General features: G+C 49.6%; 15 protein-coding genes. 12 read left to right on the top strand and 3 right to left on the bottom strand.

Annotated features, from left to right (window positions below):
- The first annotated feature begins 189 nt into the window (after window positions 1–189).
- The 11 genes from DFR60_RS20705 to DFR60_RS20655 all read left to right on the top strand — a co-directional run bounded on the left by DFR60_RS20705 (window position 190) and on the right by DFR60_RS20655 (window position 12,516).
- The gene (locus DFR60_RS20705) at window positions 190–1,416 is read left to right on the top strand and encodes a helix-turn-helix transcriptional regulator (RefSeq protein WP_110324592.1); all 1,227 of its coding nucleotides are present in this window, start codon (window positions 190–192) and stop codon (window positions 1,414–1,416) included.
- A gap of 152 nt (window positions 1,417–1,568) precedes the next feature.
- The gene (locus DFR60_RS20700) at window positions 1,569–3,041 is read left to right on the top strand and encodes an MFS transporter (protein WP_110324591.1); all 1,473 of its coding nucleotides are present in this window, start codon (window positions 1,569–1,571) and stop codon (window positions 3,039–3,041) included.
- A gap of 18 nt (window positions 3,042–3,059) precedes the next feature.
- Window positions 3,060–3,938 carry a sugar phosphate isomerase/epimerase family protein gene (locus DFR60_RS20695; protein WP_110324590.1) on the top strand — a complete coding sequence of 293 codons (879 nt, stop codon included), beginning with the start codon at window positions 3,060–3,062 and terminating at the stop codon, window positions 3,936–3,938.
- An 18-nt stretch (window positions 3,939–3,956) separates the two neighbouring features.
- Complete coding sequence (locus DFR60_RS20690) at window positions 3,957–5,150, top strand: Gfo/Idh/MocA family protein (protein ID WP_110324589.1); 1,194 nt, start codon at window positions 3,957–3,959, stop codon at window positions 5,148–5,150.
- 91 nt (window positions 5,151–5,241) lie between these two features.
- Entirely contained in the window at window positions 5,242–6,246 is a 1,005-nt protein-coding gene (locus tag DFR60_RS20685; protein ID WP_110324588.1) for a Gfo/Idh/MocA family protein, read from the top strand.
- A gap of 20 nt (window positions 6,247–6,266) precedes the next feature.
- Window positions 6,267–7,133: a sugar phosphate isomerase/epimerase family protein gene (locus DFR60_RS20680; protein ID WP_110324587.1), complete on the top strand. Its 867-nt coding sequence runs from the start codon at window positions 6,267–6,269 to the stop codon at window positions 7,131–7,133.
- Between the two features lie 51 nt (window positions 7,134–7,184).
- Window positions 7,185–7,559, top strand: a complete 375-nt coding sequence (locus tag DFR60_RS20675; protein ID WP_110324586.1) for a TM2 domain-containing protein — start codon at window positions 7,185–7,187, stop codon at window positions 7,557–7,559.
- Between the two features lie 280 nt (window positions 7,560–7,839).
- Window positions 7,840–8,364, top strand: coding sequence for an adenine phosphoribosyltransferase (locus DFR60_RS20670; RefSeq protein ID WP_110324691.1), 525 nt, complete (start codon window positions 7,840–7,842; stop codon window positions 8,362–8,364).
- 31 nt (window positions 8,365–8,395) lie between these two features.
- Window positions 8,396–10,009 (top strand): amidohydrolase, encoded by a 1,614-nt coding sequence (locus DFR60_RS20665; protein ID WP_110324585.1) that lies wholly within the window; start codon window positions 8,396–8,398, stop codon window positions 10,007–10,009.
- 226 nt (window positions 10,010–10,235) lie between these two features.
- On the top strand, window positions 10,236–11,108 hold the full coding sequence (locus DFR60_RS20660; RefSeq protein WP_110324584.1) for a helix-turn-helix transcriptional regulator: 873 nt from the start codon (window positions 10,236–10,238) through the stop codon (window positions 11,106–11,108).
- A gap of 196 nt (window positions 11,109–11,304) precedes the next feature.
- On the top strand, window positions 11,305–12,516 hold the full coding sequence (locus DFR60_RS20655; protein ID WP_002602154.1) for an NAD(P)-dependent oxidoreductase: 1,212 nt from the start codon (window positions 11,305–11,307) through the stop codon (window positions 12,514–12,516).
- Between the two features lie 162 nt (window positions 12,517–12,678).
- Here DFR60_RS20655 and DFR60_RS20650 read toward each other — a convergent pair whose 3' ends face one another.
- The 3 genes from DFR60_RS20650 to DFR60_RS20640 are packed head-to-tail and all read right to left on the bottom strand — an operon-like array spanning window position 12,679 to window position 14,911.
- Window positions 12,679–13,833 carry a hypothetical protein gene (locus DFR60_RS20650; protein ID WP_110324583.1) on the bottom strand — a complete coding sequence of 385 codons (1,155 nt, stop codon included), beginning with the start codon at window positions 13,831–13,833 and terminating at the stop codon, window positions 12,679–12,681.
- Window positions 13,815–14,360, bottom strand: a complete 546-nt coding sequence (locus tag DFR60_RS20645; protein WP_110324582.1) for a nitroreductase family protein — start codon at window positions 14,358–14,360, stop codon at window positions 13,815–13,817. The genes DFR60_RS20650 and DFR60_RS20645 overlap by 19 nt, the downstream gene beginning before the upstream one ends.
- Before the next feature lie 5 nt (window positions 14,361–14,365).
- Complete coding sequence (locus DFR60_RS20640) at window positions 14,366–14,911, bottom strand: cupin domain-containing protein (protein WP_110324581.1); 546 nt, start codon at window positions 14,909–14,911, stop codon at window positions 14,366–14,368.
- A 160-nt stretch (window positions 14,912–15,071) separates the two neighbouring features.
- Here DFR60_RS20640 and add point away from each other — a divergent pair, with 160 nt between their 5' ends.
- Window positions 15,072–16,064 carry an adenosine deaminase gene (gene add, locus DFR60_RS20635; RefSeq protein ID WP_110324580.1) on the top strand — a complete coding sequence of 331 codons (993 nt, stop codon included), beginning with the start codon at window positions 15,072–15,074 and terminating at the stop codon, window positions 16,062–16,064.
- The last annotated feature ends 145 nt before the right edge of the window (window positions 16,065–16,209 follow it).

The following is a 16,209-nucleotide window of genomic DNA, read 5'->3' as shown; positions in this document are numbered from 1 at the left end:
CTGGCTCTTTTTTGATGCAGTAAACAGCAAAATTTCAGGAGTAACGATCATTTGGGGTAAAAATTTTACGATATATGCTTGAAATTGTTCTACCGATTCCAAAACGTTTTAAGGTATATTAGCAATTAGATCACAGGCCGTGTGTCCTGATGCAGAATTCGTATATTTGTAAAACAGATGGAGGAAAAGATGCAGGTAGATTTATTGGAAGTCATTGAGGAGTTCGTAGGGGGCTTTGGAGTAAATATGACAGTCATAAAAACACCTGATGACGAAATCGGGGATTTTGACCTGGGTATCAGGAAAACGTTTATGGAGGAAGGCGGGATCGGACAGACGGTAAGGCATCTGTACAGTTTCTGCCGGGAGGGGATCCTGTACTTCTTAAATGACTGTTTTGAAATGGAGTACTGCCTGTTCCGAATACCGAAGGAAGAAGGCCAGTATGGAGAAATGGTGTTAGTTGGGCCGTATCAGAAGGAATATGTGGATGAGTATCAGCTCAATATGCTTGTGCAGTCCCATAAAATCCCCATGGGGCTGATGAAGGAGCTGCAGGAATACTATAATGCGGTTCCGGTTATGCTGCTCTATGAGCCATGGCTGGCAGTCCTTACAGCTATGGCAGGGAAACTCTATGGTGGAGTGGAAATGGAAGTTGTCCGCAGAGAAAGCATTGATGAATACGGGGATATGAATTTTTTCACTAATCCTGCGGCTGAGCCTCTGGCGGCAAAGCTGATTGAAGAAAGATATAAAGCAGAAGAGGAGCTGCTGGCTGCCATAGCTCAGGGAAATATGGAAAAAGCTTTAAAGGTTCATGGGAGATTCCGTAATTTCCACATTGCCAAACGGTATAAAGATCCTGCAAGGAACTTCAGGAATCTTATGATTACGGCCAATACACTTTACCGGAAGGCGGCCCAGGCGGGATGCGTGCATCCGGTACATATCGATGAATTGTCCTGCAGGTTTGCGAAGAAGATAGAAACGCTGATGACGAAGACAGAGGCAGACCGGTTCAATCTGGAGATGATTCGCAAGTACTGTATGCTCGTGAGGAATTACTCTCTTCAGGGATATTCGCCTCTGGTTCAAAAGGTAGTCAACCATATTGATTTAAACCTGATGTCCGACTTATCACTCAGGAATCTGGCGGCAGAGTATTGTGTTAATCCCAGCTATCTGTCCTCACTGTTTAAGAAGGAGATGTCAGTAACCATTACGGCATACGTAAACCAGCAGAGGATGAAGCAGGCGATCCGTTATCTGAATACGTCCAATATGCAGATTCAGAATATTGCGGCAGATGTGGGAATCTCGGATGTGAATTATTTCAGCAAGCTGTTTAAAAAGGCTACAGGTAAAACTCCCAGCGAGTATCGGGAGCTGATTCTCGTCAGGACCCAATTGTAGGGAGCTCACAAAAAATATAATAATATTACAGATTTCTACAAAAACTCTCCTCATACATTTTTCTGAGCAGTGTTAAAATGTCGTTAGAAAAAGGAGGACGGCTGTCCTAACGGGACCATGCTTTTATTAAAATATCAGGAGGGTTTATACATATGGGAACAACAACGAATACAAGCGGCATGCACCGCGCGAAGTTGTGGCAGATCGGGGGATTTGCATTTAATAATACGGCTACGAACCTGTACATGTTTATGATGAACTTTATCGCTTATTACTTAACCGGCTATGTAGGCGTAGGTGTAGTCGTTGCATCAACGTTGATTACCACAATGCGTATTTGGGACGGTGTCACAGACCCGTTTATCGGATATCTGGTAGATAAGACGAATACAAAATTCGGCAAAAACCGTCCGTTTATGGTTATCGGGAATGTGATTCTTGCCGTGGCAAGCTTTATCCTGCTTCATGTTACCCATCTCTTTCCGCAGGGGGCGCGTTTTATTTTCTTTGTGCTGATTTACATGATTTATATCATTGGCTATACGTTCCAATGCGTAGTTACGAAATCCGCCCAGTCCTGTCTGACCAATGACCCAAGGCAGAGACCTCTGTTCTCGATATTTGACGGCGTTTATAATACGCTCGTATTTGCGGTGCTTCCGATCTTTATTTCCGGTTATTTAGTACCGAAACACGGCGGATTCAACGCCGCATTCTTCCACGAAATCTGGTGCTATGTGGCAGCTGTATCCGCGATTCTGACCTGTATTGCAGTTTACTGCATTTCCAGCAAGGACCGCCTGGAGTTCTTTGGTACAGGCAAAGCGGTCAAGGTAGGGTTTAAGGATTACTGGGAAGTGCTTAAGAATAACAGAGCTATCCAGATGCTGGTAGTAGCGGCATCTACGGATAAGCTGGCATCCTCTGTCCGAAGCAACTCTACCATAGGCGTTATCCTGTATGCAATCATCTGCGGCAACTATGCACTGTCCGGCGCTGTAGCCGGTTATACGTCCATTCCGAACATGCTGATCCTGTTCTTCGGCGTAGGCTGGATCGCAACCCGTTTAGGACAGAGAAAGGCCATGCTGTTCGGAACCTGGGGAGGTCTCATTTTTACAATCTTAAATATTGTACTGTTTGTGGTCGGAGATCCGGCGCAGATGTCATTTCCGGGTATTGCAGGCTTCACCGGCTGGAATTTCTTCACCGTCGCATTCCTGGTGTTGTATATTCTGGGACAGGGGTGTATGGGAGTATCCGGCAACATCGTTATTCCCATGACTGCTGACTGTGCCGACTATGAAGTTTACCGTTCCGGCAAATACGTTCCAGGCCTGATGGGAACCCTGTTCAGTTTTGTAGATAAGCTGATTTCCTCTCTGGCGGCGAGTATCGTAGGCGTTATGTGCGCCATGATCGGTTTTAAAGAGACTTTGCCTACTGTAGATACTCCCTATAGTCCTCAACTGAAAGTCATCGGCCTGACCTGTTTCTTTGGATTGATTTTATTTGGCCTGTTCTGTAACCTGGTTGCCATGAAGTTCTATCCTCTGACAAAGGAAAAGATGGAAGAAATTCAGGAAAGGATCGCAGAAATCAAAGCGCAGGCGCAGCATGCTTAAAACAGGAGGATGCTTCATATGGAGAAAATTATGATTTCCGGATTTTCCGATGAGATCAGTTCTGATTTCGATGAACAGCTGAAGGTGGTTACGGGACTTGGTATGGAGTACATTTCCCTTCGTACTGCCGATGGTAAGAGTATAGCCGATTATACGGCAAAAGAAGTGACGGAGAAGCTGCTGCCGAAGCTTAAGGACGCAGGAGTCCGGGTATCTTCCTTAGGCTCTCCCATCGGTAAAGTTGAAATCGGTGATGAGGAAGGGTTCGCAAAGCAGCTGGTTCAGCTGGAGGAGCTATGCAGGATCGCAAAGGTACTGGACTGTCGTTACATTCGCATTTTCAGTTTCTATATTCCGGAGGGACGGAATCCGGAGGACTACCGGGAAGCAGTGATCGAAAAGCTGATAAAGTTTGACGCTGTAGCCGGAACGTACGGCGTTGTACTGATCCATGAAAATGAAAAGGGGATCTATGGAGATGGGAAGGAGCGCTGCAGGGTGATCCTGGATGCGTTGGGAAGTGATCATTTTAAGGCAGTCTTTGATTTTGCCAACTTTGTGCAGTGTGGAGAGGACCCTGCGGAGTGCTGGAAGCTTCTCCATGACCAGGTTGTTTATATCCACATTAAGGATGCCGTGGTATCAGATAAAGAAAATGTGCTCTGCGGGACCGGCGAAGGAAAAATTAAAGAGATTCTGGAGAGAGCTGTCAGAGAAGAAGGGTATGAGGGCTTCCTGACACTGGAACCCCATCTGGTAGTATTTGATGCGCTGAAATCCCTGGAGCTCGCGGATGCGGACAGTATTATCCGGGAAAACAAGGCCACGGACGGTGCGGAAGGCTACGCGATGCAGTATCACGCTCTGAAAGAGATATTAAACGCTATAGAGTGTTAGGTGGAAAGGAGAGTTATTATGGATAAAGTAAGATTTGGATTAGTTGGAATCGGGGCGCAGGGAGGCGCGTACGCTGGATTTTTAACGGGCAGGGGCGGCTTCCCGGGGATGCCCGCACCGGAGTGTCCGCCTCACTGTGCCCTCGGTGCATTGTGCGATACGGACCCTGCGAAGGAGGCCATGTGTAAAGAAAAGTATCCCGAGACACCGTTTTTTAGAGACTGGAAGGATCTGGTGGATTCCGGTACGGTTGACGCGGTAGTTACGACGGTTCCCCACTATCTCCACACAGAGATTGCGATTTACTGTCTGGAAAGGGGGAGGATTGTCCTGGTTGAGAAGCCGGCGGGGGTATACGCAAAGTCTGTGCGTGAGATGAACGAATGCGCGGCGGCGCATCCGGAGACGGCTTTCGGTATTATGTTTAATCAGCGTACGAACAGGCTGTATCAGCAGGTTAAGAATATCATCGAGTCCGGAGAACTGGGACAGATCCGCCGTTCTAACTGGATTATCAATTCCTGGTGGCGTCCGGACAGCTATTACCGTCAGAGCGGCTGGCGCGCGACCTGGGGAGGAGAGGGCGGAGGTGTCCTGGTCAATCAGGCGCCTCATCAGCTGGATCTGTGGCAGTGGATATGCGGAATCCCCAATAAGGTTTACGCAAAATGCATCTATGGCGATCACAGGGATATTATTGTGGAGAACGACGTTACCATTGTTACGGAATATCCTGGCGGAGCGACCGGGAGCTTTGTAACCTGTACCCATGATCCCATCGGTACAGACCGTCTGGAGATCGACCTGGACGGCGGAAAGATTGTCGTGGAAGACAGCAGAACAGCGACAGTTTACCGGCTGAAGAAAAAGGAAGACGAGTTAAACCGCACGATGTCCATGATGGAGCTGGTGAAATTGACACAGGGCAACTCTGCCGGAGCAGATGGCCTGTACACGGTGGAAACCTTTGAGAATACAGATGGATGGGGCGTGCAGCATATGACCGTAATGGAGGATTTCGCATGCCATATACTGGAGGGAACCCCTCTTTTGGCACCGGGGGCCGACGGCATCAACGGTGTAAACCTGGCGAATGCGACCCTGCTTTCCAGCTGGCTGGGAAAGGAAGTGGATCTGCCGGTCGACGAGGAGCTGTATCTGGAAGAACTAAACAGGAAGATTGCCGCCGAAGGCAAATTTCCAACCCGCTAGTACTGCATTGCACGAATTCCACAGTACCAGCATTAGCGTAAATGCGCCGGTTCTGCACCGGCGCATATCCGCAGAACCTGGAGGAAGAAAGATGAAGAAGGCCGCAGTTATTGGACTGGGAGATATATCCAAAATACATATACCGATCATAGAGTCAAGTCCGGATATGGTTCTGTGCGCGGTTTGCGACAGCAATCCGGAGACGAAGGAAGCAGCGCCGTCCGGCACAGCCTTTTATACGGATTACCATGAGCTGGTGGAGAAAGAAAGACCGGACTGTGTTCATGTGTGTCTGCCCCATTACCTGCATTATCCGGTGACGAAAGAGCTGGTGGAGATGGGATGCAGCGTCTTCTGTGAAAAGCCGGTGGCCTTAAATACGGAGGAAGCCGAACTGTTTGTCCGGCTGGAAGAAGCGCATCCGGAGGTTCGTATCACCATCTGCCTGCAGAACCGTCTCAACGAAAGCGTGGAGCTGTTAAAGAAGCTCATAGAATGTGGTGAATATGGGCAGGTGGTGGGGACGAGAGGCATCGTGCCCTGGTACCGTCCGGCCGAGTATTACCGCGTAAAGCCCTGGAGAGGAAGCTGGATTACGGCAGGGGGAGGTTGTATGATCAATCAGTCGGTGCATACTCTGGACCTTCTGTACTATTTAGGCGGAAATGTGAAAGGACTGAAAGCCTCTGTAAGCCAGATCATGGATTATGGCATCGAGGTAGAGGATACGGTGACCGCAAGGCTGGATTATGCAAATGGTGCGAGAGGTCTGTTCTTTGCCACGAATGCCAGCTACAAGAACGAGGCGGTGCAGATTGCGGTCCAGCTGGAACGCGCTGAGTTCCGTATAGAGGAAAATATCCTGTATCAAATCCTGCCGGATGGAGAAAAAAAGTATCTGACTGAGGACAGGAAATTTCCAGGGACCCGTTTCTATTACGGCGCCAGTCACGAAAAACTGATTCGCAGGTTTTATCAGGTACTGGAAGAGGATAAAGGGGACTATATCCGAGTAAAGGACGCGGAAATGAGCATACGCCTGATAGACGCCATTTTAGAGTCTGGCAGGAGCGGCGCTTACGTAACCATATCGTGATTTCAGAGAGGAGATATCGTATGAATAAGGGACTGATCGGAATTCAGATGAGTACCATCAAAGATAAAATTGCAGAACTTGGGGCCTATGGGACACTAAAGGCCTGCGCAGAGCTGGGATATCACTGCGTGGAGGTGTCTCAGATCCCTATGACAGAGGAGAATGTTGCAGGCATGAAGAAGGCCTGTGAGGAATTCGGAATTAAAATCGCAGCTTTAAGCGCAGCCATGGAGCCGATGATGCCGGGTATGCCAGGGGAATACCTGACTACAGATTTCGATAAGATTGTGGCGGACTGCAGGACGTTAAACTGTGATATGCTGCGTATCGGCATGCTTCCAATGACCTGCATGGGGAGCCGTGAGAAGGCTCTGGATTTTGTGAAACGTGCAGATGAGATCGCCGGCAGATTAAAAGAGCAGGGAATTGATTTATATTATCACAACCATCATGTGGAGTTCGTAAAGTATGACGGTGAATATCTGCTGGACATTATCAGGAATCATACCAGATATATGGGATTTGAGCTGGATATCCACTGGATCCACCGCGGTGGAGAGAATCCGGTGGAATTCATAAAGAAGTATGATGGAAGAATCCGGCTGCTCCATTTAAAGGATTACCGCATCGGACAGATTCAGATGCCGGAGGGACCGTTTGATCCGAAGGCCTTCATGGCTGCATTTTCTGACATCGTGGAATTTGCGGAGATAGGAGAGGGGAATCTTCCGGTTAAGGAATGTATAGAAGCCGGTTTTGCCGGAGGCAGCGAATATTTTCTTATTGAACAGGATACCACGTACGGGAGAGACCCGTTTGAAAGCCTGAGGATCAGCAAAGAGAACCTGGAGAAGATGGGATATGCGGACTGGTTTTTCATGGATTAGAGGGTTAGATACCTGCCGGGAGTGCGGCTCCCGGCGGCAGGAGGTAAAACGATGGGGAAAAGAAGGATGCAGGACCATCCGGATTACATTGATCCCAACCGGATGATCGCTCTGGAAGAGGAGATGGCTGCGCTGAAAAAAGAGTACGGAATCGTGGATAAACCGAAGTGGTGGATGCGTCTTGGCGATTTCATCGCAAACCATGCCGGGACCAGACAGCCGGTACCGGTATACAGAAAGAAATATATCCTGTTAGCCCTGTGCCTGGGCTGGGCCGGCGGTCATCGGTTTTATACGAAGCAGTATGCCCTGGGTTTTATTTACCTGCTGTTTTGCTGGACCGGAATTCCGTTTGCAATGACATTGATTGATTTGATGATTGCACTGCCCAGGCAGGCTGACGAGCAGGGCAGGCTGTTTCTGTAATGGCGCTGCAGCTTCTGCGTCCCGGCTGGCTGGAAGCTTTGGTACATTTTTTTTGCCGTACAGGAATAAGAAATGTAAAAAGAAAAGCAAAAAAATAGACTGATTTCTTCGTGGGCCTGTGCTATAATGAAAGGGCCGCGAAGAGCAAGGAAGATTCGGAACGCTGCCGGAAACCGCTCATGGTTTCCGGTTGTTTTTTATTTCATACGAGGAAAGCTTGTCCTATGAAATGATGCATGAAAAAAGTAAAACTACAAAATATAAAGAAGAGGTAAAAAGCATGAAAAAACTAGAAGATTACGTAACAAGTATCCCGGATTTTCCGGAGCCGGGCATCATTTTCCGGGATGTCACCACCATTCTGCAGGACGCGGACGGACTGGCACTGGCGGTTGACGGCGTGCGGGAGATGTTAAAGGATGTGGATTACGATGTCGTAGTCGGCCCGGAATCGAGAGGGTTTATCTTCGGCGTTCCGGTTGCCTACGCGGAGCACAAAGGCTTCGTTCCGGTGAGAAAGCAGGGAAAGCTTCCGAGGGAGGTTATCTCCGCCGATTATGAGCTGGAATACGGCAAAGCCACCATCGAGATGCACAGAGATTCCATAAAGCCAGGCCAGAAGGTCGTGATCATCGATGATTTAATCGCCACGGGCGGCACGATCGAGGCCATTATCGGACTGATAAAGGAGATGGGCGGAGAGGTTGTAAAGATCTGCTTTATCATGGAGTTAAAGGGCTTGAATGGAAGAGAAAAATTAGAGGGATATGATGTGGAATCCCTGATTGCCTACGAGGGTAACTAATTGAGGAAAATGAATCACAGAGGTGTAGAGAATGGATAAAATCCTGTACCATGGAACATTTTTGACAATGGATGAGTCCCGGACTGAACCGGAGGCGGTTCTGATCCGGGACGGAATGATCGGCGGAACCGGCACGCTGGAGGAGATGAAGGCGCTGGCTCCGGACGGCGCGCTTTGGGACATGGAAGGCCATACGGTGCTTCCCGGCTTTATCGATGGCCACTCCCACTTAAGCGCGGTGGCGTACCAGCTGTTAATCGCCAACCTAAAGCCGTCGCCGCTGGGAACCTGCGACAGCGTGGAGGACGTGGTGCAGGTGCTGAAGACATTTTTGGAGACGCATTCACTAAAACCGGGCCAGTGGCTGCTGGGCATGGGATACGACAACAGCGTCTTCCCGGAGGGCGTTCATCCCACGAAGGAAGACTTAGACCGTGTGAGCACGGAGATTCCCGTCGCGGCGACTCACGTCTCCGGCCATCTGTGTGTGGTGAACACGAAAGGGCTGGAGCTTTTAGGGTACACGGGAGATCATTTCACAGTTCCCGAGGGCGGAGTCGTGGAACCCACAGGGCTTTTGAAGGAACAGGCATTTCTCGGGAAAAACGGAGTGATGCAGGGGCCGGCTCCCGAAGATGTAGTGAAGGCGGTGGGAGATGCCTCAGAGCTGTACGCATCCTATGGCCTGACTACGGTTCACGACGGCAAGGTTACGGAAGGGCAGTATCAGCTCTTAAAGGGAGCCGCGTCCATGGGACTTTTAAAGAACGATGTGGTCATGTATCTGATACCGGAGCTGGCCGGTCAGTTTCTGACGGAGCAGGGACCGGAAGCGCTTGCGGCGAAAGGCTATGAAAACCATCTGCGCCCCGCGGGAGTGAAGCTGTTTCTGGATGGCTCGCCTCAGGGGAAGACGGCCTGGCTGTCAGAGCCGTACTACGTGGTTCCGGACGGTGAAAAGCCGGATTACCGGGGATTTCCGGTGCAGAGGGAAGCCTATGTGATGGATATCATGCGTACCTGCGTGAAAAACCGCTGGCAGATCAATGTACACGCCAACGGAGATGAAGCGATCGAGCAGATGATCCGCTGCTATCAGTCGGTACTTGAAGAGACGGGAAGTGAGAAGAATCTGCGCCCTGTGGTCATTCACTGCCAGACCGTGCGGGAAGATCAGCTGGATCGGATGAAAGCGATCGGCATGATTGCCAGCTTTTTCCTCGACCATGTGTATTACTGGGGCGACTACCACTATGAGTCCGTGCTGGGCCCGGAGAGGGCGGCCCGTATCAGCCCGGCCCGTTCGGCCCTGGAGCGCGGAGTCTCCTTTACGCTTCATCAGGACAGTCCGGTGGCTCCGCCCGACGTGATGGGGGCGGTACACAACGCCGTGAACCGGAAGACGGCAAAGGGCCGTGTGCTGGGACCGGAGCAGACGATCACCGTAATGGAAGCGCTTAAGGCCGTGACGGTGAACGGGGCGTACCAGATTTTTGAAGAGGACAGGAAGGGAAGCATAGCGGCGGGGAAGGATGCAGACCTGGTTGTACTGGAAAGAAATCCCCTTACAGTTCCTAAAGATGAACTTAGAGAAATAAGAGTACTTGAAACGATAAAATCCGGAGATACAATTTTCAGACTATAAGGTAACGGCGATCCTTATGGAGGCCGGCCGCAGTATCAGACTGCCAAAAGGCAGACCGTGCGGCCGGTCGTTTTTATGTAATAGAACTCATCAAAAAGCACGCAAAATAAGGGATGCAACCGCAAGTAGCATGAAAAAAATGGAATGCTACGTCAGGTTGGTGGAAGTGGCGGCCATGCAACTGTAGAATAAGACTATAAAATATATCCTACAGGAGGGAAAATATATGAGTTTTTCTGATAATTTACAAGTGTTGAGAAAAAGGAACAATCTGACTCAGGAACAGCTGGCGGAGCAGCTGGAGGTATCGAGGCAGGCGGTTTCCAAATGGGAATCGGGTCAGTCTTATCCGGAGATGGAAAAACTGTTAATCATCTGCGATATGTTTCACTGTGACATGGATTCCCTGGTCAAGGGAGATATGACACTGGAGGACCAGGCGGATGCTGCGGGATACGACCGTTTCATGAACAGCTTCTCCCATCGCATAACAGCCTGCGTTACATTAATTCTGGCCGCGGTTACGCTGATGGCTTTCCTGGATGGGATCGTTCATGAGGATATTCTGGCGATTTTTTTGATCGCGGTCGTGGGCGTGTCAGTGGCCGTTATGATTGTGACCGGTATCAGCATGGAAGCGTTTGAAAAGAAATATCCTCATATTCAGGATTTTTATTCGGAAGAAGAGCGTTCCGTCTTCACCAGAAGACTCGGCATTGCCATCGCTTTTGCAGTCTGTTTGATCCTGTTTGGAATCTGTGTGAATATCGCGCTGGATTCCATAAACATTCCTTTAAAAGAACAGTTTTCCGGCGGCTTTTTCCTGCTCTGTGTCACCATTGCGGTTGGTATGTTTGTGTACTTCGGAATTCAGAAGGAAAAGTATGAGGTGGAGGAATACAATAAGCGCCACGATGGGAGCAGAGAGAAAGGGGAGACGATCGTGGGAAAGGCGTGCGGTGTCATTATGCTTCTGGCTACGGCTCTCTTCCTCTATCTGGGGCTGGCATGGGATATGTTTCGGATTGCCTGGATCGTCTACCCCATCAGCGGAATTCTCTGTGCCGTTGTAGCGGTGATCTGGGGGGATAAGAAGTGAGGGGATTAAACGGCCCCAAGCCCTGTTTCAAATCGTTTAAAAATAAACGAAAAAGATAATAAAATATCAAAATTTATTTTTTTCAATACATGAAGTCCGGATATTGATTACTGGTTTCCTTTGTGCTATGATGTGGACAAAAATAATTGTATACAAAATACAGCAGTGTTCCAAACAGTGAAAGGAAGGGATTGTCATGGCTGTTCATGTAATTGATGAAGCAAACAGATGTTTAAACTGCAAGAAGCCGATGTGTCAGCAGGGGTGCCCGATACACACACCGATTCCCAAAATGATCGAGGCGTTTAAGGAAGGCGATTTAAACCGGGCGGGAGATATGATATTCGCCAATAATCCCATGTCCTTAGTCTGCTCTCTGGTATGTAATCATGAGAATCAGTGTGAGGGCCACTGCATACTCGGCAGAAAAGGACAGCCGGTCCATATCAGCAGCATTGAAAATTACATTTCCGATACTATTTTTGATAAGATGAAGATTGAGTGTCAGCCGAAAAATGGAAAAAAGGTTGCGGTTATCGGCGCGGGCCCGGCCGGAATTACCATTGCTATCCTGCTGACAAAGAAGGGCTACAGCGTCACCATCTTCGATTCGAAGGATAAGATCGGAGGCGTCCTTCAGTATGGAATCCCCGCGTTCCGTCTGCCGAAGACGATCCTGGACCGCTATAAGAAGAAGCTGCTGGAAATCGGTGTGAAGATCAGGCCCAACACGGCCATCGGCACGGCGCTGGAGATTAAAGATCTGTTCCGGGACGGATACGAGAGCATCTTTATCGGAACCGGAGTCTGGAGGCCGAAGACCCTGGGCGTCAAGGGGGAATCCCTTGGAAATGTGCACTATGCCATCGACTATCTGGCGAACCCGGACGCCTACGATCTGGGAGAACGGGTGGCCATTATCGGCATGGGGAATTCGGCCATGGATGTGGCCCGTACCGTGATCCGTCACGGCGCCCGTGAGGTGACCTTATATGCGAGAGGCCTTGCCAGCAATGCCAGTGAACATGAGACCGCCTACGCCAGACTGGATGGCGCGGCCTTCGAATTTGGGAAACAGATTGCAGAGATCACAGATGACGGACCGGTGTTTGAAAATATACTCTACGACGAGGAGGGCAATCAGACCGGTGTCGATGAGAAGATGGAACAGATTTACGCTGATTCCACGATCATTTCCATCAGCCAGGGTCCGAAAAGCAAGCTCGTCAATACGACGGAAGGGCTGAAGGCTTCGCCCAACGGCCTGTTGATGACCGATGAGAATGGCCAGACAACGATCCCGGGAATCTTTGCCTCCGGCGATGTGGTGCTGGGCGCGAGAACTGTGGTGGAGGCGGCCGCCTATTCCAAAGTGGTGGCGGAAGCCATGGATGAGTATATGAGATGAATATAAGAAATGGATATAAGAACTGGATATATGAAATGCACATATGAAATCAAACCGTCAGGCGTCATAAGAAAATAAGTGAAAATGGCTGCGTCAGAAAGCACAGAATATCTCATCGTACTTTCCGGCGCAGCCATTTTTATATCTACGAGCAGAGAGAAATTACTCCACGGTAATGCCCTGCGTTGACGGCGATCCGTTCCACTGGTTTCCGTCAGACCGGTAATACTGCCTCGTAACAGAACCGTCGGTTTTAGTGTAGTCTATGACAAAGACCTGTCCGGTTTCGATCCGCATGGGGTAATTGCCATAGGGAAGCTGCTCTCCGGTTAAAGCACAGCCCTTAAAATCATCGTATGCATTGTCCAGGCGCCAGAATTCACGGGATAAATAATCCTTAAAGCCTGTTAAATCCTGTTTCCCGAAGTAGGAAGCCTCGTACTCTTTTCCGTTGACAGTGAGTTTGCCGGTTCGGACGGGAGTGTCGTCTTTCACAGCCAGAATCAGGTTCTCCGAATGAATGACATCACCGTAATGCTCCTTCAGCTGGTTTGCCATGCATGGAATGGTACCGGTGTTGTCCAGGGACTCGGGATTGGTGTGGGCGCCTCCGTAGATGCCCATAATGTCTATGTTATTTAACTTATCGTATTCCTGGATAAAGTTTTCTACCATCATGTTTTCACGGTAGACATCGTCAGAATGGTCGTAATAGTATTTTCCCTGTTCGATAACCTTCTGTGTAAACTGGTACTGCTCGGAGTTTTCCTGCCCGTTTTCTTTCAAATAAGCCAGATATCGTTCTCCGGTCGAGAGGTACTGGTGTCCCACATCGGTTCCGTGGAAAATGGTCTCGGGGCACTTTTCCTTAATTGCCTTATAAAATGGCCTGATGTAGGGATTGTGGGCAGCGGAGCCGTCCCAGTCATCGTAGATGGCATCGAGGATCTCGTCACTGTCCGACTTCATCCACAGGTTTAAATATTCTGCGGTATAGTATGGAAGCTCCACAAATAAATGTCTCATATTCTGGTTGTGGTAATAATCGTTCCATATTTCAACCTCTTTATTCAGGATTTTTTCCACGGCATGTTCCTCACCGAACAAGTAGATCTGGCCGGCAGACGGGGCTGTGGAATCGACAGCGGCGGTCTGCTGTCCGGCTGTATCGGAGGCCGGGGACTGCTGCGTGGATGTCTGGGAGGAGGAATCCGCCTCCCCTGCCAGGCTTTTTGAGCAGGCGGTCAGGCCCAGGGCCAGAGTCAGGGCAAGGAAGGTGAGAACGCCTGCTTTTTTTATTATTCTGGTGAAGTGCATGATTCGGCGCCCCCGTATCCGTTGAACCATACCCGTTCCTCAAACGGCTTCTTTTTGGCATCAGGACCGGGTTGTGCGGGATAACCCACCGGCATGTAGATATAGACGGTCTGATCCTCCGGAACACCCAGTAATCTGCCCATCTTTTCTGCCCTTTCTCCGCGGATCTGACCTTCAATCCACACCGTTCCAAGGCCCTTGTCAGCGGCAGCCAGATAGATGTTTTCAGCGGCTGCACAGTAATCGTGGACGTGGTAGGAAACTCCGCTGGGGGACATAGTGAAGCTGCCGAGCAGAAGGATGGCGGCGGTGGCTCCCTTTGCCCATTCGTGGCTGTAGATATCGGCAAGTTTGGCCAGAAGCTCCGGATCATCCACGCCGATCAGCCTGGTGGTCTGCAGGTTGCAGCCGGAGGGGGCTAAGTAACCTGCCTCCAGAAGTTCTGTCAAATCTTCCCGTGAAACGGGGGCGTCTGTAAAGGGGCCACGAAAGCTTTTGCGATTGCGGATTGCGTTCATAGTATCCATGATTGTTATTCTCCTTTCTTGTGTTTGTGCGGCTGATTGTCGCGGTGAATCGTGCGCATAGCGTGTGAGTGATCGTTCGGGGCGGAAGACCAGTCGCTTTCGGTAGCATCCGCGCGGTACGTTCTTCTCTCTCCATTTGATTTATGCAGATACATCTGTTCGTCCGGATAGTAGCAGGTATCCTCAGGATCTACGGTTCCGATATCGAGAATGCACAAATCTTCACTGCCGGAATTGTAGAAGGAATGAGCGATATTTTTGCCTGCGGGTTTGGCGAGAAAATCATCTGGTCCGACCGGATAGTTCTCATCATTGAGACGAAGTGTTCCGGTTCCTGACATAATATAGAAGAACTCTTCCTGGCAGGAATGGCTGTGGTACGATGTGCTGAAAGTACCTGGAGGTACAATGTCTAAATGAATATAAATTCGTTCACTTCCCACGGATTTTCCCAGTTCTTTCGTGATAAGACCTGCTGCATCTTTCCAGATGAAAGACGGGTCTAAGGAATGGGAATTACCTGTATTGCTGTTTTCTTTTTTGTTTTTCATGAAGCTCCTTTTTTATGTAAGATAGATCTGCCGCGGAGGTCCGTATCCTGATTCTAATCATAATGCTTTTTTCAAAAAAATACAACTGGAAACGCTCTTTCGCGAATTTTATGATTATGTTATACTGAATCTATCATTTTGCAGAAACGAGGGATTGATTATGAGACGACCGGAAACGGATTTACACCTGCATCTCGATGGATCGCTGTCTATTGATGCAGTAAAAACACTGGCAGATAGAATTGAATATGATTTTGAAGGGAAGGATGTAAAGAAACTGCTGTCTGTAGGCGAAAACTGTGAAAGCCTGCCGGATTATTTAAAATGCTTTGATTTGCCAGGCATTCTGCTTCAGACGGAGGAGGCGCTGGAATATGCGGCCTGTGATCTGGTGAAAAGGTTGGCCGGGCAGGGGCTGGTTTACGCAGAGATTCGATTTGCACCGCAGCTTCATAAACAGAAGGGACTTACGCAGGGACAGGCGGTGGAGGCTGTTGTGAAAGGCGTGAGAGCAGGATGTCTGGAGACCGGAATTTACGCAGGTGTGCTGCTTTGCGCCATGGTAAACGGCAGCGATGCAGAGAATGCGGAGACCATGGAACTGGCGAAGGCGTTTTGCGGAGAAAAGACCGTGAACGGTGTGGTCGGAGCCGATATCGCCGGGCCGGAGGGATTCGTTCCGATGGAGCATTTTGAAGGAATGTTTAAGCGGGTGTATCAGGCCGGGGTACCGTTTACGATTCACGCCGGGGAATGCGGAGATTATGAGAATGTGGCGAGAGCCGTGGCGTTTGGCGCGAAGAGAATTGGGCACGGCTGTGCGGCCATTCAGTCGGAAGACTGCATGAGGCTGCTGGAACGGGAGAAGATCACCCTGGAGATGTGCGTGGTGAGCAATCTGCAGACAAAGGCTGTGGCCGGAATCAAGGAGCATCCGCTGAAGAAGTTTTTCGACAGGGGCATAAGAGTCACATATAATACCGATAATATGACGGTATCCGACACTTCCCTGGAGCGGGAGGCAGAATTGATTATGAGTGAATTGGGATTCCGGGAAGAGGAACTTAAGAAGATGAATGAGTATGCGATTGATGGGGCGTTTGTGGGAGAAGAGGTGAAAGGCAGGCTGCGAAAGCTGGTTTTAGGTGAGTAGGGAAGATGAGATTCGATAAGCTGGCTTACCGAATCTCATCTTCCGTTTTTGCTACAGTTCACTCCCCACCAGGGATACCGCCGAACCGGACTGCGGTGTCCCTGGTGGGGAGTGAACTGCAACCTGTTTTCGGCTGCTGGCACAT

This window comes from Hungatella effluvii (genome assembly GCF_003201875.1).
Classification (GTDB): domain Bacteria; phylum Bacillota; class Clostridia; order Lachnospirales; family Lachnospiraceae; genus Hungatella; species Hungatella effluvii.
The sequence above is the reverse complement of the archived record's forward strand: the minus strand, read 5'-3'. Positions and strand labels throughout refer to the sequence as shown.

Bases quoted from the DNA above. Each gene is read 5' to 3' on its own strand.
- DFR60_RS20705 (WP_110324592.1), top strand. From the start codon at position 190: ATGCAGGTAGATTTATTGGAAGTCATTGAGGAGTTCGTAGGGGGCTTT.
- DFR60_RS20700 (WP_110324591.1), top strand. From the start codon at position 1,569: ATGGGAACAACAACGAATACAAGCGGCATGCACCGCGCGAAGTTGTGG.
- DFR60_RS20695 (WP_110324590.1), top strand. From the start codon at position 3,060: ATGGAGAAAATTATGATTTCCGGATTTTCCGATGAGATCAGTTCTGAT.
- DFR60_RS20690 (WP_110324589.1), top strand. From the start codon at position 3,957: ATGGATAAAGTAAGATTTGGATTAGTTGGAATCGGGGCGCAGGGAGGC.
- DFR60_RS20685 (WP_110324588.1), top strand. From the start codon at position 5,242: ATGAAGAAGGCCGCAGTTATTGGACTGGGAGATATATCCAAAATACAT.
- DFR60_RS20680 (WP_110324587.1), top strand. From the start codon at position 6,267: ATGAATAAGGGACTGATCGGAATTCAGATGAGTACCATCAAAGATAAA.
- DFR60_RS20675 (WP_110324586.1), top strand. From the start codon at position 7,185: ATGGGGAAAAGAAGGATGCAGGACCATCCGGATTACATTGATCCCAAC.
- DFR60_RS20670 (WP_110324691.1), top strand. From the start codon at position 7,840: ATGAAAAAACTAGAAGATTACGTAACAAGTATCCCGGATTTTCCGGAG.
- DFR60_RS20665 (WP_110324585.1), top strand. From the start codon at position 8,396: ATGGATAAAATCCTGTACCATGGAACATTTTTGACAATGGATGAGTCC.
- DFR60_RS20660 (WP_110324584.1), top strand. From the start codon at position 10,236: ATGAGTTTTTCTGATAATTTACAAGTGTTGAGAAAAAGGAACAATCTG.
- DFR60_RS20655 (WP_002602154.1), top strand. From the start codon at position 11,305: ATGGCTGTTCATGTAATTGATGAAGCAAACAGATGTTTAAACTGCAAG.
- DFR60_RS20650 (WP_110324583.1), bottom strand. From the start codon at position 13,833: ATGCACTTCACCAGAATAATAAAAAAAGCAGGCGTTCTCACCTTCCTT.
- DFR60_RS20645 (WP_110324582.1), bottom strand. From the start codon at position 14,360: ATGGATACTATGAACGCAATCCGCAATCGCAAAAGCTTTCGTGGCCCC.
- DFR60_RS20640 (WP_110324581.1), bottom strand. From the start codon at position 14,911: ATGAAAAACAAAAAAGAAAACAGCAATACAGGTAATTCCCATTCCTTA.
- add (WP_110324580.1), top strand. From the start codon at position 15,072: ATGAGACGACCGGAAACGGATTTACACCTGCATCTCGATGGATCGCTG.